The organism is Paraburkholderia strydomiana (assembly GCF_031456815.1).
Classification (GTDB): Bacteria; Pseudomonadota; Gammaproteobacteria; order Burkholderiales; family Burkholderiaceae; genus Paraburkholderia; species Paraburkholderia caledonica.
On the sequence record NZ_JAVDVL010000019.1, the window covers coordinates 18218 to 41385 of the forward strand.

General features: G+C 62.4%; 19 protein-coding genes and 1 tRNA gene. 9 read left to right on the top strand and 11 right to left on the bottom strand.

The features are described from left to right. Positions 1-96 precede the first annotated feature (96 nt). Genes J2W46_RS31470 through J2W46_RS31480 form a run of 3 tightly spaced genes read right to left on the bottom strand, consistent with a single transcriptional unit; the run spans position 97 to position 4325 of the window. Positions 97-1572, bottom strand: a complete 1476-nt coding sequence (locus J2W46_RS31470; protein ID WP_310359379.1) for an efflux transporter outer membrane subunit — start codon at positions 1570-1572, stop codon at positions 97-99. A gap of 16 nt (positions 1573-1588) precedes the next feature. After that, positions 1589-3205 carry an MDR family MFS transporter gene (locus J2W46_RS31475; protein ID WP_310359380.1) on the bottom strand — a complete coding sequence of 539 codons (1617 nt, stop codon included), beginning with the start codon at positions 3203-3205 and terminating at the stop codon, positions 1589-1591. Then, complete coding sequence (locus tag J2W46_RS31480) at positions 3183-4325, bottom strand: HlyD family secretion protein (protein ID WP_374726898.1); 1143 nt, start codon at positions 4323-4325, stop codon at positions 3183-3185. The genes J2W46_RS31475 and J2W46_RS31480 overlap by 23 nt, the downstream gene beginning before the upstream one ends. Before the next feature lie 95 nt (positions 4326-4420). On the opposite strand from J2W46_RS31480, the gene J2W46_RS31485 reads away from it, so the two are divergent. Continuing rightward, positions 4421-5215, top strand: coding sequence for a CerR family C-terminal domain-containing protein (locus J2W46_RS31485; RefSeq protein WP_310359382.1), 795 nt, complete (start codon positions 4421-4423; stop codon positions 5213-5215). A 160-nt stretch (positions 5216-5375) separates the two neighbouring features. Here the strand turns inward: J2W46_RS31485 and argE are convergent, their stop codons facing one another. From argE to J2W46_RS31505, 4 genes are read right to left on the bottom strand one after another with little or no spacing between them, the layout of a single operon-like run. Next, positions 5376-6539: an acetylornithine deacetylase gene (argE, locus tag J2W46_RS31490; protein WP_310359385.1), complete on the bottom strand. Its 1164-nt coding sequence runs from the start codon at positions 6537-6539 to the stop codon at positions 5376-5378. Further along, positions 6532-7209 (bottom strand): DUF1028 domain-containing protein, encoded by a 678-nt coding sequence (locus tag J2W46_RS31495; protein ID WP_310070906.1) that lies wholly within the window; start codon positions 7207-7209, stop codon positions 6532-6534. The genes argE and J2W46_RS31495 overlap by 8 nt, the downstream gene beginning before the upstream one ends. A gap of 10 nt (positions 7210-7219) precedes the next feature. Continuing rightward, positions 7220-7657: a RidA family protein gene (locus J2W46_RS31500; protein WP_006048278.1), complete on the bottom strand. Its 438-nt coding sequence runs from the start codon at positions 7655-7657 to the stop codon at positions 7220-7222. 44 nt (positions 7658-7701) lie between these two features. Continuing rightward, entirely contained in the window at positions 7702-9066 is a 1365-nt protein-coding gene (locus J2W46_RS31505) for a flavin-containing monooxygenase (protein ID WP_310359387.1), read from the bottom strand. Between the two features lie 209 nt (positions 9067-9275). Between J2W46_RS31505 and J2W46_RS31510 the strand changes: the two genes are divergently transcribed. The 6 genes from J2W46_RS31510 to J2W46_RS31535 all read left to right on the top strand — a co-directional run bounded on the left by J2W46_RS31510 (position 9276) and on the right by J2W46_RS31535 (position 15987). Further along, the gene (locus J2W46_RS31510; protein WP_027804942.1) at positions 9276-10202 is read left to right on the top strand and encodes a LysR family transcriptional regulator; all 927 of its coding nucleotides are present in this window, start codon (positions 9276-9278) and stop codon (positions 10200-10202) included. 182 nt (positions 10203-10384) lie between these two features. Continuing rightward, positions 10385-11548 (top strand): SRPBCC family protein, encoded by a 1164-nt coding sequence (locus J2W46_RS31515; RefSeq protein ID WP_310359390.1) that lies wholly within the window; start codon positions 10385-10387, stop codon positions 11546-11548. 32 nt (positions 11549-11580) lie between these two features. Further along, positions 11581-12762: an ABC transporter ATP-binding protein gene (locus tag J2W46_RS31520; protein ID WP_310359393.1), complete on the top strand. Its 1182-nt coding sequence runs from the start codon at positions 11581-11583 to the stop codon at positions 12760-12762. Position 12763: 1 nt separating this feature from the next. Next, positions 12764-13810, top strand: a complete 1047-nt coding sequence (locus tag J2W46_RS31525; protein WP_020069960.1) for an ABC transporter substrate-binding protein — start codon at positions 12764-12766, stop codon at positions 13808-13810. A 37-nt stretch (positions 13811-13847) separates the two neighbouring features. Further along, on the top strand, positions 13848-15101 hold the full coding sequence (locus J2W46_RS31530; RefSeq protein ID WP_310359396.1) for an ABC transporter permease: 1254 nt from the start codon (positions 13848-13850) through the stop codon (positions 15099-15101). 58 nt (positions 15102-15159) lie between these two features. Next, on the top strand, positions 15160-15987 hold the full coding sequence (locus J2W46_RS31535; protein ID WP_310359398.1) for an ABC transporter permease: 828 nt from the start codon (positions 15160-15162) through the stop codon (positions 15985-15987). A gap of 284 nt (positions 15988-16271) precedes the next feature. On the opposite strand, the gene J2W46_RS31540 is transcribed toward J2W46_RS31535, so the two are convergent. The 4 genes from J2W46_RS31540 to acs all read right to left on the bottom strand — a co-directional run bounded on the left by J2W46_RS31540 (position 16272) and on the right by acs (position 20994). Beyond that, positions 16272-16362: transfer RNA gene (locus tag J2W46_RS31540), tRNA-Ser, on the bottom strand. A gap of 60 nt (positions 16363-16422) precedes the next feature. After that, positions 16423-18441, bottom strand: a complete 2019-nt coding sequence (locus J2W46_RS31545; RefSeq protein WP_020069963.1) for a sodium:solute symporter family protein — start codon at positions 18439-18441, stop codon at positions 16423-16425. After that, complete coding sequence (locus J2W46_RS31550; RefSeq protein ID WP_088175064.1) at positions 18438-18872, bottom strand: DUF4212 domain-containing protein; 435 nt, start codon at positions 18870-18872, stop codon at positions 18438-18440. The genes J2W46_RS31545 and J2W46_RS31550 overlap by 4 nt, the downstream gene beginning before the upstream one ends. 139 nt (positions 18873-19011) lie before the next feature. Continuing rightward, positions 19012-20994, bottom strand: a complete 1983-nt coding sequence (acs, locus tag J2W46_RS31555) for an acetate--CoA ligase (protein ID WP_214880959.1) — start codon at positions 20992-20994, stop codon at positions 19012-19014. 430 nt (positions 20995-21424) lie between these two features. Here acs and J2W46_RS31560 point away from each other — a divergent pair, with 430 nt between their 5' ends. After that, the gene (locus J2W46_RS31560) at positions 21425-22318 is read left to right on the top strand and encodes a DMT family transporter (protein WP_088175063.1); all 894 of its coding nucleotides are present in this window, start codon (positions 21425-21427) and stop codon (positions 22316-22318) included. Positions 22319-22592: 274 nt separating this feature from the next. Then, positions 22593-23159: a TIGR00645 family protein gene (locus J2W46_RS31565; protein WP_020069967.1), complete on the top strand. Its 567-nt coding sequence runs from the start codon at positions 22593-22595 to the stop codon at positions 23157-23159. Positions 23160-23168 lie beyond the last annotated feature (9 nt).

Consider the following 23168-nt stretch of genomic DNA (forward strand, 5'->3'; position numbering starts at 1 on the left):
AGGCAGCGCATCGCGCAAAAGTGACGCACCGCAATAAGGACCCGCACTTTGCGCCACTACGGAAGCCTCGCACCGACGACTCAAACGTACGACCGACTACCCCTGCGGCGCTTCCCACCCAATGCCAAGGCTCTTCTGCAGCGACACGAAGTCCTTCAGCAACTCCGCCTGCCCTGCCACGACATTCTGCTGCGCGCTGAATTCCTGGCGCTGCGTGTCGAGCAAATCGATCAACGTCGCGACGCCCGCCGTGTAGCGTTGCCGCATCAGCGCGGCAGAGTGGGTCGCAGACGTCTCCACTTTCAGCAACGTCACGACATGCTCCCGCTGATGCCCATAGCGCGATAGCGAAGAGTTCGCGTCCTGAAGCGCGCCGAGAACAGCCTTCGTATAACGAGCCTCGGCTTCGTCTCGCGACGCCTCAGCCGCATGTACGCTGCCTAGCGTGCGTCCGAAATCGAATGCATTCCATTGCAGATAGGGTGCGGTAATCCAGCTGAAGTTGCTCTTGCGTATGAGATGGCCCGGATCGCTCGCGCTGAAGCCGATGTCGCCGAACAACGTCACTTTCGGGAAAAAGTCCGCCACGTGTTCGCCGATTTGCGCGTTGCTCGATGCAAGCCGCCGCTCCGCAGCTCGAATGTCCGGACGGCGCTGCAACATCGCGGAGGGATCGCCAATGGGCACCGTCGCAGGCATAGGCGGCAGCGGCCGGGCAGACGCCAGTTGCTGATCCAGCGCGCCGGGTGCGCGCCCGGTCAGCACCGCGAGGCGGTCGAGCGAATCGCTCATTTGCGCGTCGAGCGGAATCAGCGTCGAGCGCGTGTTTTCGACCTGCGTGGTCAGACGTTCGACATCGATATCCGCAGCCGTGCCGCGCTCGCGCCGCTGCTGCGTCAGCGTCAACATTTTCTGTTCGATGTCCGCCTGGCGCCGCGCGAGTTCAAGCCGCGTTTGCTGGTCGCGCAGGTCGATGTACGTTTGCGCCACTTCCGCGGCAAGCGAGACCTGGGTATCTGCGAGATCCGCGTCGACCGCTTCCGCATTGGCCGATGCGGCTTCGATCGCGCGCCGGGTGCCACCGAACAGGTCGATTTCCCATGAGGCGTCAAAACCCACCGTGTAAAGTTGCAGCGGCCCCCTTCCCGACGACCCCGAACTGCCACCGGACGAACCCGCCGAATTGAGCGCGCTCAGATCGGGCTCGCGCGTGCGCAGCGCAGCCGCGTTGGCCGAAAGCTTCGGCAAAGCGTCCGCGCGCTGCGACTGCAGCTGCGCGCGCGACTCACGCAGGCGCGCCTGCGCAATATGCACGTCCGGGCTATGTGCGAGCGCGGCGGCAATCAGATCGTTCAGCTGCGGGTCGTTCAGTGCGAGCCACCACTCGCGAGGTGCCGGCTCCGCGCTCGTGCCGGCCGCCGGCGTGCGCACGAACGCGGCGCCGCGAGCATCCTGCGCAACGGGCGGTGCACCGTGATAGTCGGGACCGACTGTGCAGCCCGGCAAGACAGATAGCGAAGACAGAAGCGCCGCGGCGGCGAGAGCGAAACTCGAGGGACGGTTGAACATCATGTGAGATCAGAAAACATTAGTGTCCAGCGGACGGAGGCGCCGGCGCATTCCTGCGCGGCGTCTTCAGAAGCAACGCAAGAGGAATGCAGGCGACGAGCGCGATGGCGAGCAGATAGAAAGTTTCCGAATAGGTCATCACGATCGCCTGCTGCTGGATCTGCGCGCCGAGCTGGCCGAGCGCTCGCATTCGCGAGTACGCCATGTCGCCGGTATGGGTGAACCAGTTCGCCGCATTGGCGGCAATGCTGTCCTGACCGATCAGTGAATTCGCGCTCACCGATTCACGGATCATTGCCGTATGAAACGTCGTGCGCCGGTCGATCACGGTGCCGATGATCGCAAGGCCGATCGAGCCGCCGAGATTGCGCGCCATGTTGTAGAGCCCCGCGGCATCGCCGGAATCTTCGCGCGACACCGCAGCCATGGAGGCCTGATTGAGCGGCATCATTGCGAGCATCTGTGCAGTGCCGCGTATGAGTTGCGACCAGACGAAATCGTGCCCAACGCTTTGCGCCGTCAGGCTGATGTCGAGCATGCAACTGAGCGCGTACAACACGAGCCCGGTGATGACGAGAAGACGGAAATCGAATTTGCCAAGCAGCCGCGGCAGCACCGGCATGATCAGAAATGCCGGCAGCCCCGAGAGCAGCATGATCGCGCCCGACTGCTCCGCGTTATAGCCCGCCACCACGCCGAGAAACTGCGGCAGCAGATACGACACCCCATAAAGCGCGGCGCCGACCGCCGACACGATCACGATCACGCTCGCATAGTTAGGATTACGCATCAGGCCGAGGCGCACGATCGGCTTCTTTGCCGTCATCTGCGAAGCTGCGATCAGGAGCATGCCGAAAACCGATACACAGGTGAGCAGGACGATTGTCGACGACTCGAACCAGCGTTCGCGCTGCCCTTCTTCGAGCACCACCGTGAGCGAACTGAGCCCGATAGCGAGTCCGACGATGCCGAGCCAGTCCGCCTTGAAGAAAGCTTCCCAGTGAGGCTTGTCCGACGGCAGTCCGACAATCAGCAGCGTCATCAGCGCTAAGCAGATCGGCAGGTTCATGAAGAAGCACCAGCTCCAGCTGACGTTCTCCGCGAGCCAGCCGCCGACCACCGGCCCCAGCAGCGGCCCGAGCAGCACGATCAGGCCGAACATCGTCATGCCGACCGGCAACTGCGAAAGCGGCAGCCGCGTGCGGATGATGGTCTGCGCGGTAGGAATCAGCGCGCCGCCAGTAAAGCCCTGGCCGATACGGCCGGTGATCATCATGGGCAGCGTGTGCGACCAGCCGCACATCATCGAAAATGCAATGAAGAGCGCCGAGTTGGTGAGCAGGAAGTTGCGCAGGCCGAAGACGCGTGTGAGCCATGCCGCGAGCGGAATCATCACGATCTCGGACATCAGGTAGCCGGTGGAAATCCACGTACCCTCCGTTCCCGTCGCGCCGATTTCGCCCTGAATCTGCGGCAGAGCGGAGTTCGTGATGGAGATGTCGAGCGTCGCCATCAACGCGCCGAGCGCGCCGGCGGCGACGGCGATCCAGTCGCCGAGGCTCGCCCGCTCTTCACCATGTGGTGCGGCAGGCGCCGCAGTCGCCGGCGTCGCGTCAGCCACGACGATTCTCGGCATCGATACGCGCATCGCGCTCACGCGCAGACCGCGTGTCGACATCGACCGTGACGGACAGGCCTGGCAACAATACGCTGCGCGTCTCGGCCCCCGTATCGATACGAATCCGCACGGGCACTCGCTGCACAATCTTCGTGAAATTGCCGGTCGCATTCTCCGGCGGCAGCAATGCGAACTGCGAGCCGGTGCCCGGCGAGAAACTGTCGATCACACCGTGCAGCGTATGGCCAGGCAACGCGTCGACATGCATTTCGACGGGCTGGCCGATCCGCATGCGGCCCACCTGCGTTTCCTTGAAATTGGCCAGCAGATAGGTGCTTCGTACGGGAACGACCGTCAGCATCCGCGTGCCGGGCTGCACGTATTGGCCGACACGCACGGTGCGGTCCCCTACCTTGCCGCCGAGCGCACTGCGCACCATGGTGTTCTCGAGATCGAGCCGCGACTGTTGTGCGCTTGCCTCGGCGGCTTCGAGTTGCGCGCGCGCCTGTGCAAGCTGCGCGGTGGCAGAGCCGATCTGCGAACGTGCGGCGTCGACCGCGGCTGCGTTTGCGGCAAGCGTGGCATTCGCCTGGTCGCGCGTGCTGGTCAGCTCGGCCATGCGTTCACTGCTTTCAGCGCCGGTTGCGATGAGCGGAGCGTAACGCCGCACTTCGTCGCTCGCATGCTGTGCACTCACGCGGGCCACCCGCTCTTGCGCCTGTGCCTGCGCGATATTGGACTGCTGCTGTTTGATGTCGGCCTGCGCGCGTTCTATGTCCGCCTTGCGTGCGTCGATGGTGGCAAGCGCCTGGTCGAGCGCAACCTGGTACTGGCGCGCGTCGAGATGCACGAGAGGATCGCCCGGCTTCACCATCTGATTGTCCGCGACATAAACTTCCGTCACATAGCCGGACACCTTGGGGGCGACCGTGACGCTGTCGGCCTGCAGATAGGCGTCGTCGGTACTCTCGATAAAGCGCCCTACGGTCCACCAACGCGCGAGCCAGATACCTCCGGCAATGAGCGCGACAACGCCGAGCGCGATCAACACCGTGCGCCGGCTCGGACGGCGCATGCCCGACGGCGGCGACTCGTCAGCGGGTCGGGGACGGGACGGGGAATCTGCGGTCGTTGACATCTCAATGGTCCAATTATTTCCAGTTGGCAGAATTATTCCAGTCGATAGAATTGTGTCAAGTGATATATTTGTGTGGAAGTAATGGAGAGAAATGCATGAACCCCGCACAGAAAGTGCGTCGGTCGCCGGAAGGCGGCTACGCGCGCGGTGACGAGACGCGTCAGCGAATAATCGAAGCAGCGATCCAGCTGTTTGGCGAACACGGATTCGAAGGCGCGTCGACCCGCGAGATCGCGGCTTGCGCCGGCGTCAACGCGCCCGCGCTGCAGTACTACTTCGAGAACAAGGAAGGGGTGTATCGCGCGTGCGTCGAAGCTCTGGCCGACGATGCATGGAGAACCTTCGGCCCGGCCATCGAACACGCACAGGCCGTGGTGCGCGAAAACGCCGGGACCGAAGTGTTGATCGACGCTTTCATCCGGATTCAAGAAGCCATGGCAGACGGCGCGTTCGCGAAAGCGAGCAAGCCGGGCCGGCGGATGTTCTTTGCACGCGAGCAGGCCGGCTACGAGCCCGAGAGCGCCACGCAGATTCTCGCGTGCCGGATCCGTCAGCCGTTGAACGAAGCGAGCGCCGCGCTGGTCGCGCGTATCTGCGGGCTAGCCTCCGACGACCCCGTCACGCAGATTCGCACATTCAGTCTGCATGGACAGCTGGTGGTCTTTCACCTCGCGCATCGCTCGACGCTGTCGGTTCTCGGCTGGAAAAGCATGGACGCAGAGAAGGCCGAGCAGTTGAAGTCCACGGTACGCGATCAGACGCGAATACTGCTCGAACACTGGAGCCGGGAACGCGACGCGCGGCACGCGAAAGATGCGAAAGGTGCGAAAGCCGCGAGCAAACCGCCGCGTTCGCGCAAGCAGGCCCGAGGCGATGACGACGGTAACTGAAGCACGGCCCGCGTATCCGCCGGGGCCGGCCTGGGAGCCGGCCTAGGGACCGGCCGATCACGCGGCGAGCGCCACGAGTGCTCTGTAAACCGAGGCCGAGGCTTCAGCGCCAGAAACCAAGGTTGAATCGCGACCGTGCGCTGTCGCCAGCGCGTGCGTTTCAATCCATAGCCGAAAGGTAATCCGCCAGACGGGCGAGCATTGCATCGCAATCGCTCAGTTGCTCGCTGGTCAGATATTCATCTGGCTTATGCCCCTGGTCCATACTGCCCGGTCCGCAGACCACGGTGGGAATGCCCGCCTGTTCGAAGAGCCCGCCTTCGGTGCCGAACGCCACGGTGCCAAACTCGTTTGAACCGGTCAGCAACGTTAGAAGACGCGCCGCTTCGCTATCGGGCGATGTAGCCAGTCCCGGATAAGCCGAGAGCGACTGGAAGCGGATATCTGCGTCGGACTTCACGGCACGCATTCTGGGAAGCAGCTCGGCTTCGGCGTACGTTTGCAACTCGTCGGCTACCTGACCGGCGTCGAAACCCGGCAGCGCCCGGACTTCGAAATCGAACTCACATTCTGCGGGCACGATGTTCAGCGCACGGCCGCCTTTGATCACTCCCGTCTGCACGGTCGAGAACGGCGGATCGAACCGTTCGTCGCGATACTCGGGCTGCGCGAGATGATCGCCGATCTCTTCCAGACGGCTGATCATGCGCGCCGCGTACTGAATGGCGTTGACACCATATGGCGCGTAGGCCGAATGGCACGGCGCACCCTTGACCTGACAGCGCATCGCCAGTTTGCCCTTGTGTCCGAGCACCGGCTTGAGTTCGGTCGGCTCGCCGATCAGACACAGCACCGGCTTGTGCGGACGCCGTTCGAGTTCAGCGAGCATAGGCCGCACGCCAAGGCACCCGACTTCCTCGTCGTATGAAAAGGCGAGATGCACCGGGAGCTTCAAATCGCGTTCGACGAAGCCCGGCACCGCCGCGAGCACCGATGCGATGAAGCCCTTCATGTCGGCCGTCCCGCGACCATACAGCCGCCCGTCACGTTCGGTGAGACGGAATGCGTCGACGCTCCACGCCTGTCCTTCGACCGGCACCACGTCGGTATGGCCAGACAGCACAATGCCGCCCCGCTCGTGCGGACCGATAGTCGCAAACAGATTCGCCTTGGTACGCTCGGCGTTGTAGAAGAGTTCGCTCTTCACACCCAGTTCGTCCAGGTAATCTCGAATGAACCCGATCATGTCCAGATTCGACTCGCGGCTGACCGTGGCAAAGCCGATCAACGTGGCGAGCAGCGCGCGACTGGACCTGTCACTCATTGCCGGGCACCCCGTAGCTCGGCGCGGCGGTCGGATTCAAAGCGCGCGTCAGATAGTCCTGCATTTGCGGCTGATATGCGCGCCACAAACCATCGAGTTGGCCGATGGGATCGTCGTCCGCCCAATCGACACGCAAGTCGACGATCGGCCAGCTCACATCGCCCACGATTCTGAGCGCCGCCGAATGCACGGGCCCCGCCTCGCCGCCCGCGGCCATCGCCGCATGCATAGCCGCGAGGAGCCGGTCGGCAAGCGGGCCTGCGGTCTGCTCGAACGCAGGGACCATTGCCTCGATCACTTCGACGCCGGCGAGCATATTGCCCGCTGCCACGCATTGCTTGCCCGCAACCGCGTGATACGTACCCAACGCTTCCTTGCCGCTGAAGAATGCCGTGCGGCCCTGGCTATCGACCACCGTCACCTGACGATATTCGCTCCAGTCGCTTGCCCCTAGCGCACGATCCAACGCGGCGGCGGGATCGAATTGCCCGCTTTCGAGAAGATCGAGAATCTGCGGGCCCAGTGCCGGCAGCGTGACGTTTTGCGTCGCGACCACGCCGACGCCTGCACGCACCCAGGGACAACGGGCGCCCACTGCAATGCTCGACGAACTGATCGCAATCCCAAGCTGCCCCGACTGCGCGCAGCGTCCGACAATAGAGAACGTCATATCCCGCTCCTCAGGCTTGCGGCCGCGTCCATCCGTCTGGAATGACGGCGATCACGTCGATCTCCATCAGCCACTGCGGCTGACCGAGCGCAACCACGACGAGGCCGGTGGAAATCGGAAATACGCCCTTCAGCCACTTGCCGACTTCCTGATACACAGGCTCGCGATAGCGGACGTCGGTCAAATATGTCGTTGTCTTGACGACGTGAGACAAGTCGCTGCCCGCCTCTTCGAGCAATTGCTTGAGGTTTTTCATGGCCTGCTCGGCCTGGGCGCGCGGATCGCCCAAGCCGACCAGACGGCCTTCGAAATCGGTCCCCACCTGGCCGCGTACATAAACCGTATTGCCTGCGCGCACGGCCTGACAGAGGTCGTTGTCGAGCGTCTGGTTCGGATACGTGTCCTTCGTGTTGAACATGCGAATTCGGGTATGCGTAGGTTGGCTCATGAGTGCACCATTTATATGGGGAGAAAGATGGGGAGACGCGTGAATCAGTTCACGCCCATTTCGCTTACTTTATGAACCTTTGAACCGGCGGGCGAGCCGTCGGCGCCTTCAGTGCCTGCTGCGCTTTCGTCGCGGCTGGCTATCTCGGGTTGCGGTCCATCGTAATACGCCAGATATTTGCGCTGGGTGACGATGTGATCGGCGACGTGCTTCGCGTCGTGCCACACGCCCCAGATAAACGCAGAGCCGCGACGCGACAACCACGGCAGTCCGAGAAAATAAATGCCCGGCTCCTTCGATACGCCGCGCTGATGCGACGGCTTACCTTTTTCGTCGAACGCGTTCACGTCCAACCAGCCGAAATCGACTGCATAACCGGTTGCCCACACAATCGACGTCACGCCGGCTTCTGCCAGATCGAGTTCACGAAGCGGATGCGTGACGCACTCGGGGTCGGCGGGAATGGCGCGCGCCTCCGGTTCTTGCGGAAGATCGAGACCGTTGCGCTCGGCATACGCGTCGGCCGCGTCCAGCAGCGACAGATAGTTCTCGTCGCCGCGCGCGATGTTCGCCGCCAGATCGTCTTCGAAGACAGCGACGCCATTGTCGAAAGACTTCGTGAGACCCACGAGCGTAATGCCCTGATGCGCGAGACGCCGGAAGTCCACCGTATGACCGCCGCGTGACCCGCTTACTGCGATCGTCACGTGTTCCCTGCCCGGCTTCATGACCTCCGCGTCCCATTCGCCGAGCACGCCGAGCCACCAGCAAAAATCGCGACCGCGATAAGCGCGCGGCGGACGGTCGTGCGCACCGACCGACAGATAAACGCGCCTGCCTGCACGCTGCAACTCGTCCGCGATCTGCACGCCGGACGATCCCGCGCCCACCACGAGCACGCTTCCTTCAGGCAATTGCCCCGGGTTGCGATAGTCGGCGGAATGAATTTGCGTGAGACGCGTGTCTTGCGGCGCAATCGGCGGAATGACGGGGCGCTGGAAAGGTCCAGTCGCGACGACCACGCGATTAGCCTCGATCGTGCCCTCCGACGTTTCGACCGTAAAGCCCGGACGTCCGGCATTACGCACGACGTGCTTCACCTCCACACCAGTGCGGATCGGCGCATCGAACTTCTTTGCGTAAGCGACGAAATAATCCGCGACCTGTTCCTTCGGCGCAAAAGCGTCCGGGTGAACGTCGGCGAACTCGAGGTTGGGGAAACGATCGTGCCATGCGGGACCGTTCGCAACCAGCGAATCCCAGCGCCCGGTACGCCAGCGCTCGGCAATCCGGGCGCGCTCCAGTACGAGGTGCGGCACCCCGAGCCTCGTCAGGTGTTCGCTCATCGCGACGCCGGCCTGGCCGGCGCCGACCACCAGCGTATCGATCGACGTTGTTTCGAGTGTCATGACTGTGTCCTTCAGAAGAGGCTATAGCGAATCATGCTTGCAGACGGCGTGTGCCGCCCCGGCCGTTCGTCTCCCGTCAAAATCTACCCGCCCGTTCCGAATCCGAAAAACATATTAAAAAAATGCAGCGCATCGGTTTTTCCTATGCAGCGCTTTTTGACCGCCTCACAATGCCGCTCGTTGAAGACCTTGAAGATGGAGCGTCGTCGATGGAAAGTCACCCGTTGCGCTATTCATTGCGCCAGTTGCGCTATTTCGTCGTCACGGCGGAAGCGCTGTCTTTCACGGCGGCGGCAAAGCGCCTGCATATCTCGCAACCGTCGATCTCAACGGCGCTTGCGGATCTCGAAGTCTCGTTCGGCGTGCAACTCTTCATACGACATCACGCGAGCGGTCTTTCGCTCACGCAGGCCGGACGCGATCTGCTCGGCCAGGCGCGCAATCTGCTGAAGATCGCGGAGGAATTGCAAACGACCGCGAAGGAAATGGACGGCGGCATGACGGGCGCGATTGCACTCGGCTGCCTCGTCTCGCTCGCGCCGCCGCTCATGCCGCGGTTGATCAGCCGCTTCACGGGCGAGCACGCGGGCATTTCGTTTCGCACCGTCGAGGCGCATCAGGACGGCCTTTTACGCGGCCTGCACGACGGCTCGCTCGACATTGCGCTCACCTACAGCCTCGACCTGACCGAGGACATCGCCTTCACGCCGCTGCTTTCGCTGCCGCCTTATGCGATCCTGCCGCGCACGCATCGGCTCGCCCGCGCGCGCAAGGTATCGCTCGCCGACCTTTTGCCCGAGCCTTATGTGATGCTCGACTTGCCGCACAGCCGCGAGTACTTCGCCGCGCTCTTCGACGCAGTGGGCAGCCGGCCGGTGCCGGCGTTTCGCTCGTCGCAGCCCGAGGTCGTGCGCGGCATGGTGGCCAACGGACTTGGTTATAGCCTGCTTAACTTTCCGCTCAAGTCGACTCGCACGGTGGATGGCGAAGAGTTCGTCATTAAACGCTTCAAAGACAACGTCAACGCAACGATGCTAGGCATCGCGCAATCGCGCACGATGAAGCCTCGCCAGGTCGTGCATCGTTTTGCGTCGTTCTGCGAGAACTATATCCGGCGACTGCATATAGACGAATGAGTCATCGCGCTTGGTCGACTGCTTTCAGATTGCGTTCGCTGCATAGACAAAACCTTTGCTTTGTATCTGAAAACAATATTTTGGCTTGCAAATTGGCTTGATAGATTGGTGGCCATGTTGAGCGCTACGCCGCGTAGGCTTTACGCCGGCTCGCTCTGACCGTCACGAATCGAGGGGGACGCATGACCGACCTGCCAACGACGACTGCAGTGCATGCACTGGTTGAAAAGCTGCAGACGGGTTGCGAACGGCCATTCGGCGATGCGCATGCAATGCCGCCCGGTGTCTACACGTCGCCCGAATTTCTGGCGCTGGAAGAGCGCGCGATCTTCTCGCGGGAATGGCAATGCGTCGGCCGCGCTAGCGCGCTGAAAGCCCCCGGCGATTACCTGAGCGCGCGCATCGGCGCGCAACCCGTTGTGGTTCTACGCGACGAACAGATGCAACTCAGGGCCATGTCGAACGTGTGCCTGCATCGCATGTCGGTATTGCTCGAAGGACGCGGAAACGTGCGCCGCATCGTCTGCCCGTATCACGCGTGGAATTATTCACTGGACGGCGCATTGCACGGCGCGCCGCTCATGGACCGGCAACAGGGCTTCTGCAAGGAAAGCTACCGGCTGCCCGCAGTGCGTTGCGAAGAATGGCAAGGCTGGCTCTATGTGACGCTCGACGAAAACACGCCGCCCGTGCGCGAACAGCTTGCCGATCTGGGCGAACTGATCGGCGCATACGGCATGTCGGACTACATTGAAACGTTCTATGAAGAGCACGTGTGGGACACGAACTGGAAGATCCTCGCGGAAAACTTCATGGAAAGCTATCACCTGCCCATGTTGCATCGCGCGACGGTCGGACCGCATTCGCGGCTCGAAGAAATGGAATGCCCGCCGGGTTATCCCGCGTTCAACTATCACTGGATTACGAAGGAAGCGTCTTTGCCGATCGGCAACGCGCATCCGGAGAACACGCGACTTACCGGGCATTGGCGCAAGACCACCGCGCTGCTCGCGATCTACCCGACGCATCTGGTCACGCTTACCCCAGGTTACTTCTGGTATCTCGTGCTGCAACCTCAGGGCGTAGGGCATGTGCATATCCGCTTCGGCGGAGGGCTTGCGCCGGAATTCATCGCGGACCCCGAAGCGAACGCGCATATGGCGACGCTGAAGAAACTGCTGGACGACGTGAACGCCGAAGATAAACGCGGCGTGGAAGCGGTCTTTCGCGGCGTGCACGCGCCGCTCGCGAAACCGGGCCATTTGAGCCATCTCGAACGCCCCAACTATGACTTCGCGCGCTACCTAGCCAGCAAGATCGCCGCGACGCAGCCCGGTACACATTGATTACGACGCACCATCGACAGGACGCGATCACGATGTCAAACCCTTCCTTCATTTCGCTCTCGCGCGTGAGCAAATCGTATGACGGCGCCCAATATGTCGTCGATGACTTGAATCTCGAGGTGGGCAAGGGAGAATTTCTGTCGCTGCTCGGTCCCTCCGGCTCGGGCAAGACAACCACGCTGATGATGCTCGCGGGATTCGAAACGCCCACTCACGGCGAGATCCGCCTCGACGGCCGCCGCCTCGACGACAAGCCGCCGCATCAGCGCGACATCGGCATGGTGTTTCAGAACTACGCGCTCTTTCCGCATCTGACGATTGCGGAGAACGTCGCCTTTCCGCTTTCCGTGCGGCACGTGAGCCGCGCCGAGCAGAAGGTGCGTGTGAAGCGTGCGCTCGACATGATCGAACTTCCGCATCTGGCGAACCGGCGTCCTGCGCAACTCTCCGGCGGACAGCAGCAGCGCGTCGCGCTCGCACGTGCGCTCGTTTTCGAGCCGAGTGTCGTGCTGATGGACGAGCCGCTCGGTGCGCTCGACAAGCGCCTGCGCGAAACGATGCAATACGAAATCATGCGCCTGCATCGCGAACTGTCGCTCACGATCGTCTACGTGACGCATGATCAGGCGGAGGCACTAACCATGTCGAACCGCGTGGCCGTGTTTTCCGATGGCCGCATTCAGCAGGCCGCCACACCGAGCGAGCTTTACGAAAATGCGCAGAACGCGTTCGTCGCCAACTTCGTCGGCGAGAACAATGGACTGACCGGACGCGTGGCGAATACGGGCGACGGCTCCGCAACGCTCGCGCTTTCGGACGGCAGCATGATTCGCGGCCGTTGCGAAGAAGGCCTGCGCGCCGGCGACGAAGCGATGCTCGCGCTGCGCCCCGAACGCGCGCATATCCCGAGCGCGGAAGGCACGCTCGCCGCCGAACACGACAACGTAGTGCGTGCGCGCGTCGACGAACTGGTGTATTGCGGCGATCATCACCGTGTACATCTGACGCTCGGCTCGCGCGATTCGATCGTTGTGAAAGTGCCGAACACCCAGCGTCATGCGCTGCCCTCGCCCGGCAGCACCATCGACGTCGCGTGGCGCTACGACGACTGCAAGATTCTCGCCGCACCTGCGCCGCGCAGCACGCCCGCAATCAACGTAACCACACCGCCCTCACCTTCCATAATCACGACCGCACCAGCAGGAGCCAACTGACATGCGCACCCTCATCAAAGCACAATGCGCTGCACTCGCCGTAGCCGCATTCGCCACCGTGACCACCCAGGCAGCGGAGACGCTCTCCGTCGTGACCTTCGGCGGCGCGTACGAAGCGGCGGCCAAGAAGGCCTACTTCGAACCGTTTACGCAGGCCACGGGGATCGGCTTCTCGACCGAATCGTACGACGGCGGGCTCGCCAAGCTTTCCGCGATGGAGCAGGCCAAAAACACCACGTGGGACCTGATCGACCTCGAAACCAACGATGAGATCACCGCCTGCGAGGAAGGCCTCCTGCAGAAGTTCGACAAGAAGACGATCGGCAAGACGAGCGACTTCATTCCCGGCTCGATCAGCGATTGCGCGGTCGCGAGCATGGTGTGGTCGACGGTCTATGCGTACGACGCGAGCAAGCTCAAGACCGCGCCGACCACCGTCAACGACTTCTTCGACCTGCAGAAATACCCGGGCAAGCGCGGCTTGCGCAAGTCGCCGAAGGTATCGATGGAATGGGCGTTGATCGCGGACGGTGTCGATCCCAAAGATGTCTACAAGGTGCTCGGCACGCCCGCCGGCGTGGATCGCGCGTTCAAGAAACTCGACACGATCAAGAAGAGCATTGTGTGGTGGGAGTCGGGCGCGCAGGCGCCGCAGCTGCTCGCCGACGGCGCGGTCGTCATGACGCAGGCCTACAACGGCCGCATCTCCGATGCCGCGAAGAAAGACAACAAGCCGTTCAAGGCGGTCTGGGACGCGCAGGTCTACGACTTCGACTGGTGGGCCGTGCCGACGGGCGCGAAGCACGCCGACGCCGCGGCGAAATTCATCGTCTCGGCTTCGCAACCCAAGGCTTACGCGGATCTGTCGAAGTACATCGCGTACGCGCCGCCGCGCAAGGACGCGATTGCGCTCATCGACAAGCAGCGTCTTGCCGATCTGCCGACCGCACCCGAGAACTTCAAGCGCGCGCTGCAGATCAACGCGAACTTCTGGGCCGACAACGCGGACCAGATCAACAAGCGCTTCCAGGTATGGCTGACGCAGTAACGCCACCGTTCGACGAGAGCCCAACTTGACTACCAGCATGCCCGCTTCCGCCCAAGGCACGGTCCCGGGCTCTCCGACGAGAGCCGAAGGCCGCGCGTCGTTCCAGAAGGCGCGCCGCCGCGCATCGTTGCAGGCGTTGCTGCTTGCGCTGCCGTTGCTCGTGTTTCTGCTGTCGACGTTCATTGCGCCGATCATGCTGCTGCTCGCGCGCAGCGTCGAGAACCGCGAAGTGCCGGACAGCATGCCTGCACTTACGCGTGCGCTCGATGCATGGGACGGTCGCGGCGTGCCGGACGAAGCCACGTTCGCGCTGCTCGCCGCGGGGCTCAAGGAGGCGCAGCAAAGCGGACAGCTCGGCACCGTCGCGCGGCGGCTGAACTTCGCACAGCCGGAGTTTCGCAGCCTGCTCATGCGCACCGCGCGCCAGCTGTCGGGCGATCCGCCGCCGGCGTGGAAGCCGGCGCTCGTCGAACTGGATGAACGCTGGAACTCGCCCGAAACCTGGCGCTTGCTGAAGCGAGCCGCCGCGTCGCCGACGCCCGACTATCTGCTCGCCGCAGTCGATGCGCAAGTGACGCCGCAAGGCACGCTCGCGTTCGTCGCGGATAACGCTTCGGTGTACCGGCAAGCATTCGTGCGGACCATCTCGATCAGCGCGACGGTCACGCTGCTGTGTCTCGTGCTCGGCTACCCTGTCGCGTGGCTGCTTGCGAATCTGCCCGCGAAAAGCAGCAACCGGTTGATGCTTCTCGTGATCGTGCCGTTCTGGACTTCGCTGCTCGTGCGCACGACGGCGTGGTACGTGTTGCTGCAACCGGGCGGCGTCATCAATAGTCTCGTGACGGGTCTCGGCCTCGCCACTCACCCGCTGCCGCTCATCTTCAATCGAACAGGCGTTCTGATCGGCATGACACACGTGCTGCTGCCGTACATGATTCTCGCGATCTATTCGGTCATGAAAAGCGTGTCGCCGGTTTATATGCGCGCCGCGCAATCGCTCGGCGCGCACCCGTTCACCGCGTTTGTGCGGATCTATGTGCCGCAGACGCTGCCGGGCGTCGGCGCCGGCTGCTTCCTCGTATTCGTGCTCGCGCTCGGCTACTACATCACGCCTGCGCTGCTCGGTGGCGCCGGCGACGAGATGATCAGCCAACTCATTGCGATGCAGACGAACACGCAACTCAACTGGGGCCTCGCCGGTGCGCTCTCGGCCTATCTCGTGATCTTTACGGCGATCTTCTATTTTCTCTTTAACCGGATCGTAGGCATTGACCGCCTGCGCTTCGGGTAAGCACCGTTCGAACGCACATGCGACGAAGCACGACGAAGGGACACGACGAAGGAACGATATGCAAGATCAACGCAACAAGATGCTGACCGAACGCGTCGCCGCGCGCTGGGTGCGGCTGCATACCGCGCTCGTGCTGTTCTTCCTGATTGCGCCAATTCTCGCGATCATCCCGCTCTCGTTTAATTCGGGATCCTACTTTTCTTACCCGATGCAGGGATTTTCGCTGCGCTGGTATGAGCAGGCGCTGACGAGCGCGGACTGGCAACGCTCGCTCCTCAATAGCCTCGGCATCGGCGCGGCTTCGACGGTGATTGCCACGGGTCTCGGCACGCTCGCCGCATTGGGCCTGTCGCGCTCGCAGTTTCCGCTGCGCTCGCTGATCATGCCGCTCATCATTTCGCCGATGATCGTACCCATCGTCGTGGTCGCAGCGGGCTTCTATCTGATCTTCGCGCCGCTCGGACTCGTGAACTCGTATCCCGGTGTGGTGCTTGCGCATGCGGCGCTCGGCACGCCATTCGTCGTGATTACCGTGACCGCTTCGTTGCTTTCGTTCGACCACAGCCTGCTGCGTGCCGCTTCAGGGCTCGGCGCGCCGCCGTGGGTGACATTCAGGCGCGTGACGTTGCCGCTCATCATGCCGGCGATCGCCACGGGCAGCGTCTTCGCGTTCGCGACGTCATTCGACGAGGTGATTGTCATTCTGTTCATCGGCGGCCCGGATCAGACAACCGTGCCGCGGCAGATGTGGAGTGGAATTCGCGACTCGATCGACCCGTCGATCCTCGCCGTAGCGACAATGCTGATCGTGTTCGCAGTGCTGCTCTTTGCGAGCATCACGTGGCTGCGCGGGCGGGCGGCGGCTGCTAGTAATGCGCTGGTTTGATGAAGTAGAAGCGAAGGGAGGTTGTAGGCAACCTCCCTTCGACGATTCAAATGACATTGGCCTGGCAAGCGCCTGATTCGCGGATGGGCGAACGGGCGCCTGTGACGCGCAGACGTCGGACACGCGCAAGCGCTTCTGGCGGACGCAGACCGCTAGGTCACAAAGGGGATTTGTCGACGCAGACCGGAGCGATCAAGGCCGCTTCGCTGACTGATCTATGGCACAACCCCGATTTTATGGCACAGATCGGGAATTGAATCGGCCGCAAAGCCGTACTGAAATTCTGGCGGAGAGACGGGGATTCGAACCCCGGATAGGCTATTAACCTATACACGCTTTCCAAGCGTGCGACTTAAACCGCTCATCCATCTCTCCGGCGGGGAGCCGAATTATAGCAAACTTCGAGCCGTCCGCTACACCCTCGCGCAAACCGCTCTACGGATGACGGATATAGTCCACCAGCGCCGTCGTATAAGCATCCGGTTTGCGGTCGAAAAGGCTTACGCCGATCGCCACCAGAAAGCCCGCCGGCACGCCGAACACGCCCGAACTGATCGGTTCGATGCCGAACCACCGCGGCCCGGCAAAGCCCGTCATCTGCGCGAAGAAGGGATAGGTCGAAACAATGTAGTAGATGCACACGAGTAGCCCCGCCAGCATGCCGGCCACCGCGCCGAGCCGCGTCGTGCGCTTCCAGAACACGCCCAGCACCAGCACCGGAAACAGGCTCGACGCCGCCAGTGAAAATGCCGCGCCGACCAGAAACAGAATGTTGCCCGTGTTGAGCGACGCCACATACGACGCAAACAGCGCCACTCCGAGCAGCAGAATCTTCGAAATGGTCACGCGCCGCTGACTCGACGCGCCCGGGTCGACCATGTGGTAATACACGTCGTGCGATAGCGCATTCGCAATCGTGAGCAGCAGACCGTCAGCTGTCGAAAGCGCCGCGGCCAATGCGCCCGCCGCGATCAGGCCAGACATCACATACGGCAATCCCGCGATCTCCGGCGCGGCAAGCACCACCATGTCGGGCTGCATCTGAATCTCGCTCCATCGCACGATGCCGTCGCCATTGGTGTCCGCGAGCGTGATCAGGCTCGGCTCCACCTTGCGCCATTGCGTGAGCCATTGCGGCAGATCGGAAAAGTGATGACCGACGAGGTTCGTCAACATCTCGTACTTGATCAGTACCGCAAGCACCGGCACGGTCACATAAAACAGCGCGACGAAAAAGAGCGTCCAGCCGACCGAGCGTCGCGCGGAAGCTACCGACGTCGTCGTGTTATAGCGCGTCAGAATATGCGGCAAGCTCGCCGTGCCGAGCGACAGGCACAGCAGAAGCGAAAGAAAGTTGCGCTCGTGCATGCGACGGTCGTCATCGCTAGCCGCGGGGAACGGCTCGTGCATCGGCAGCGGCGCGGCAGCACGCATCAGCATCTCATCTCGCTGCTGGCTCCAAACGATCTGCGCGGCAGCGGCATCGCGCGGAAACTGCTCGAGCGCTTTCTCGCGCTCCTTGATCTCGCGCAGCGGACCATTGCGGCGGCGCAGATCCGCCACCTCCTGTGTGAGCTTCAGCTTCTGCGCGACGAATGAATGCGGCAGCATGTCGAGCCGCTGCTGCATCAGCGCGGCCCGGCGGCGATAATCGTCGCGCACGGTCTGCTCGAGCGGCTCGTCGCGCACCTGCTTCTCGAGGCTCTCCATACGCTCCATCAAACGGCCGTAACTTAATTGCGGCACCCAGCCGAGGCCGTCCTTATGCGCGATCATCGAAACGGGAATCAGGATCGCCGAAATCAGAATGATGTATTGCGCAACCTGTGTCCACGTCACCGCGCGCATGCCGCCGAGAAACGAACACACGAGAATCCCCGCGAGTCCGCAGAAAATGCCCACAGCAAAGTCGACACCAATGAAGCGTGTCGCAATCAGGCCGACGCCCTGAATCTGCGCAACCAGATAAACGAACGAACACAGAATCGCCGACAACGCCGCGAGGCCGCGCACGGCGTTGCTCGAAAAACGTGTGCCGAGGAAATCGGGAATCGTGTAGCGCGCGAGCTTGCGCACGTATGGCGCGAGCAAAAACGCAACGAGGCAATAGCCGCCCGTCCAGCCCATCAGATAGGCCAGGCCGTCGTAGCCGGTTGCGTAGATCGACCCGGCGAGGCCGATGAACGAAGCCGCCGAAAGCCAGTCCGCCGCCGTCGCCATGCCGTTGAACGCGGACGGCACGCGCCGTCCCGCCACGTAGTATTCGACGAGATCCGACGTGCGCGACAGCAAGCCGATCACCGCGTACACGGCAATCGGCACGAACAGGAACACGTAGCCGATCCACATGCCCGGCCCGGTCGTGCGCTCGATGCGCCACATCACATAGATGAACAGCAGGAAGCCAAGCGTGTAAAACGCATATGAGCGAACCAGCCTGTTCGTCAGCTTCATCGGATCAGGTTCCCGCGCACGCCGGCATCGGCGGCATCGGCGGCGGTCGGGCTTGCGGCCACACCAGCGCCTGAAGCGGCACCGGTGTCGGCAGCAGTGTGAGCGTCGGCCTCGAACGCACGTTGCAAGTGGCGGTCGGCGCGCTGCATGGACACGATATACACGATGATCAGCGCTAGATACATCAGGATCGCGCCTTGTGCGCCGAAGTAAAACGGCAATCTGAAGCCGGCAAAACGCAGATGCGCGAGAGCGGGTGCCGCGAGCGGCAACAGGAACGAAACGGCGAAACCTACCGACATCAACGCCGCGATGAGCGCGAGATTGAAGCGCCAGTACTTCTGATGTGCGCGAGCAAGCGCCGCCGACACCGCCGGCGGCTCGGGCGCGGGGTTCTGCGTAGCGTGAGAAGAGTGGTGAGGCGCGGCCATGCGCCTATGTATCAAAAAGGCACCGCGCAGGCAATCGGGATTGTCCGCCCGAAGGCTGATCAGGCATTCGGCGAGGAGCGCATCGTCCGATACGCCCCCTGCCTTTTCATCTGCAACGTGCCGGCAGACGCATGCTTTTTTAAAGCGACTCGCCGAGCTGATCGAGGATCGCCGGGTTCTCCAGCGTCGATACGTCTTGCGTGATCTCCTCGCCCTTTGCAAGCGAACGCAACAGACGGCGCATGATCTTGCCTGAACGCGTCTTCGGCAGATTCTCGCCGAAGCGGATGTCCTTCGGCTTCGCGATCGGACCGATCTCCTTGCCGACCCAGTTGCGCAATTCGTTGGCGAGCTTGACCGCCTCCTCGCCTTCCGGACGCGCGCGCTTCAACACGACGAACGCGCATACCGCCTCGCCGGTTGTTGCATCTGGCCGGCCGACCACGGCGGCCTCCGCGACGATCGGGTTCGACACCAGCGCCGATTCGATCTCCATCGTGCCGAGACGGTGACCCGACACATTGAGCACATCGTCGATGCGGCCCATGATCGTGAAGTAGCCGGTGTCCTTGTCGCGCACCGCGCCGTCGCCGGCGAGATACAGCTTGCCGCCGAGCTCCTCGGGGAAATAGCTCTTCTTGTAACGGTCCGGATCGCCCCACACGTTACGCAACATGGAAGGCCAAGGCCGCTTCACCACCAGAATGCCGCCCTGCCCGTTCGGCACGTCCTGGCCGGTTTCGTCGACGACCGCCGCCATGATGCCCGGCAAAGGCAGCGTGCACGAGCCCGGCACGAGCGGCGTTGCGCCCGGTAGCGGCGTGATCATGTGGCCGCCGGTTTCCGTTTGCCACCATGTATCGACAATCGGGCAGCGTCCGCCGCCGACGTTCTCGTGATACCACACCCACGCTTCCGGATTGATCGGCTCGCCGACCGTACCGATGATGCGCAGCGTCGACAGGTCGTAGCTCTTGGGATGCACTTTCGCATCGGCTTCCGCGGCCTTGATCAGCGAGCGGATCGCGGTCGGCGCCGTATAGAACAGCGTGACCTTGTGCTTCGCGATCATGTCCCAGAAGCGGCCGGCGTTCGGATAGGTCGGCACACCTTCGAACACGACCTGGGTGCCGCCGAGCGTCAGCGGACCATAAGTGATGTAGCTGTGACCCGTGATCCAGCCGATGTCCGCGGTACACCAGAACACGTCGCTGGACTTCCAGTCGAAGGTCCACTTCATGGTCTGCGCGGCCCACAGCAGATAGCCGCCCGTGCTGTGCTGAACGCCCTTCGGCTTGCCCGTCGAACCCGATGTATAGAGAATGAAAAGCGGATGCTCGGCACCGACCCACTCGGGCGCGCATTGATCCGACTCGGCTTGTGAGATCTCATGCATCCACAGATCGCGGCTTTCGTTCCACGCAATCTTGCCGCCGGTGCGCTGGTAGACGATCACGCTCTTGACGGCTTCGCAGCCGCCCATTGCGAGCGCTTCGTCGGCTATGTTCTTCAACGGCAGCGCCTTGCCGCCGCGCATCTGTTCGTCCGAAGTAACGAGCGCGACTGCGCCCACGTCGACGAGCCGTTCGTTGAGCGACTTCGACGAGAAGCCGCCGAACACCACCGAGTGCGTCGCACCGATCCGCGCGCATGCCTGCATCGCGACAATGCCTTCGATCGACATCGGCATATAGATCACCACGCGGTCGCCCTTCTTCACGCCGCGCGTTTTCAGCGCGTTCGCAAAGCGCGACACACGTTGCAGCAGATCCTGATACGTAACGTTGGTGACGGTGCCGTCGTCGGCTTCGAAAACGATCGCGACGCGCTCGCCGTTGCCCGCTTCCACGTGACGGTCGATGCTGTTGTACGACGCATTCAGCTGACCGTCCTCGAACCACGTGTAGAACGGCGCTTTCGATTCGTCGAGCACTTTCGTGAAGGGCTTGTTCCAGCTTAGCGTCTCGCGAGCGAGGCGCCCCCAGAAGCCTTCGTAATCTCGTTCCGCCTCGGCGGTCAGCGCATGGTAAGCGTCCATGCCGGAGATCGTGGCACCGGCCGCTGCTTCGGCGGAGGGCGGGAAAACACGGCGTTCCTGAAGAACCGATTCAATCGCAGACATCGACAACCCCTTGGTGAAGATGAAACGTAAAACCTGTGCCGGCGCACCGTTCGCGCGCCGTGTCATGTGGACGCCGCAATCAGACGCGATTGCAGGCGTGTGTCTCCCGCCTCGCGCATTGACAGTGTGATGTCGCTGCGCCGCGGACCGTTTCCGTCAGCCTGCTTCATGCCGCAACGCAACATAAACGCAGGCGGGACAACGTCCGCTCTCATTCAACCATAAGCGGTGCAACTTACCGGCCACTTACGCGAGCGGCATCGGCTTGCCCGCACAAACCCTTATGCGATTCGTACGACGCTTTCAACGAGCCTCGCATGCTGCGCCGTTCGCGCACGCCATGCAGGTCACCTTCGTTACGCCTGCTTCCCTCACGTTGCTTTGCGAGCCCTAATACAATGCTAACTGAACTAGCTGCCCGGATTCCAGTTTGAATCGCTACGCCCTGCTCCTTATCAGTTCGATGCTGCTCGTCGGCAGCAATGTCGGCATCGGTAAATCGATTGTCCAATTCGTCCCCGTTCCGCTGTTCGCGCTGCTGCGCTTCGTGATCGCTATGGCCGTGCTGTGGCCGCTTTTGCGCATCGCGAAACTGCGTCACGTGAAGCGCGATGAATGGCTCAATCTGTTTCTGCAGGCGCTCTTCGGGACCTTCGGGTTTACGCTACTCATGCTCAATGGCGTGCAGCGCACGAGTGCGGTGGCGGCGGGCGTCATCACGAGCACCATTCCGGCTGTCGTCGCGCTGCTGTCGTGGCTTATTCTCAAGGAGCGTCCCAATGGACGCGCGCTTGCATCGATTGCATTGGCCATTGCGGGCGTGGTGGTCATCAATCTCGCGCATGTCGATGCGGGCGCGCACGGCGAGACTTCGTTCACGGGCAACCTGATGGTGCTCGGCGCAGTGTGCTGCGAGTCGCTCTACATCATCCTGTCGCGGCGCCTCACGCAAACGCTCGCACCTATCGACATCTGTGCATACACGCATCTGTTCGGCCTGCTGTTGATGCTGCCGTTCGGCGCGACAGCGCTCGTCGATTTCGACTATCGCGCGGTGCCGCCTGGCGTGTGGACGTTGGTGCTGTGGTATGGACTATCCGCAAGCATCTTTTCCTTCTGGCTCTGGATGAAAGGCATCCGGCATGTGCCCGGCAGTCTTGCGGGCGTGTTCAGTGCCGTGCTGCCGGTTGCCGCGGCCATCTACGGCATTGCGTTTCTCGGCGAGCGTCCGACGCTTGCGCACGGCGTCGCGCTTGCGTGCGTGATTGCAGGCATTGGACTCGCGAGTCTGAAAGTTAAGCGCGTACCGCCGGTTGCATCGTAAGCGTTGGGCCTCGACCGTGCCCGCCGCGCCGCAGCAAATTCGCCCAACGCTGTACAATAGCGCGCGCTGATGCCAGCGTTGCCGGGCCGCTGCCGGCCCAATATGGGCTCGCCTCGCGCCTGTGCCGCGCCTGCGCACTTTGCTTTCCGTGCCGATCCGCGCGCGTGATTCGCACGCTGTCGGGCTCATTTGCTCCACGTTCCGTCACCTGCGTTCGATCCGATTTCTGTCTATGTCCGCTTCGCGAATCAATTCCCCGCGCCAACGCCGACCCATGCGCCCGCTGCCCGTCGTCATCTTCATGAGCCGCTGGCTGCAGGTGCCGCTGTATCTCGGGTTGATCGTCGCGCAGGCCGTGTACGTCGTGCTGTTCCTGAAGGAAGTCTGGCATCTCGTTACAGCGTCGATGACGCTCGACGAAACCAACATCATGCTGGTCGTGCTCGGTCTGATCGACGTGGTCATGATTTCGAACCTGCTGATCATGGTGATCATCGGCGGGTATGAAACGTTCGTGTCGCGCCTCGGTGTGGAAGGCCATCCCGACGAGCCCGAATGGCTCGACCACGTGAACGCCGGCGTGCTGAAAGTGAAGCTCGCCATGGCGCTCATCAGCATCTCGTCGATCCATCTGCTGAAAACGTTTATCAGCCCGGACCAGAACTCGACGCACACCATCATGTGGCAGGTCATCATCCACGTCGCGTTCCTCGTCTCGGCACTGATCATGGCCCTGGTCGACCGGCTGACCACGCACACGCATCCGACTCATTTTCAGGAACCCGCGGATCTGCAGCCGCTGGGTTCCAGCGGTTCCACTCCCCTGAAAGCGCACGACTGACCGCACAGC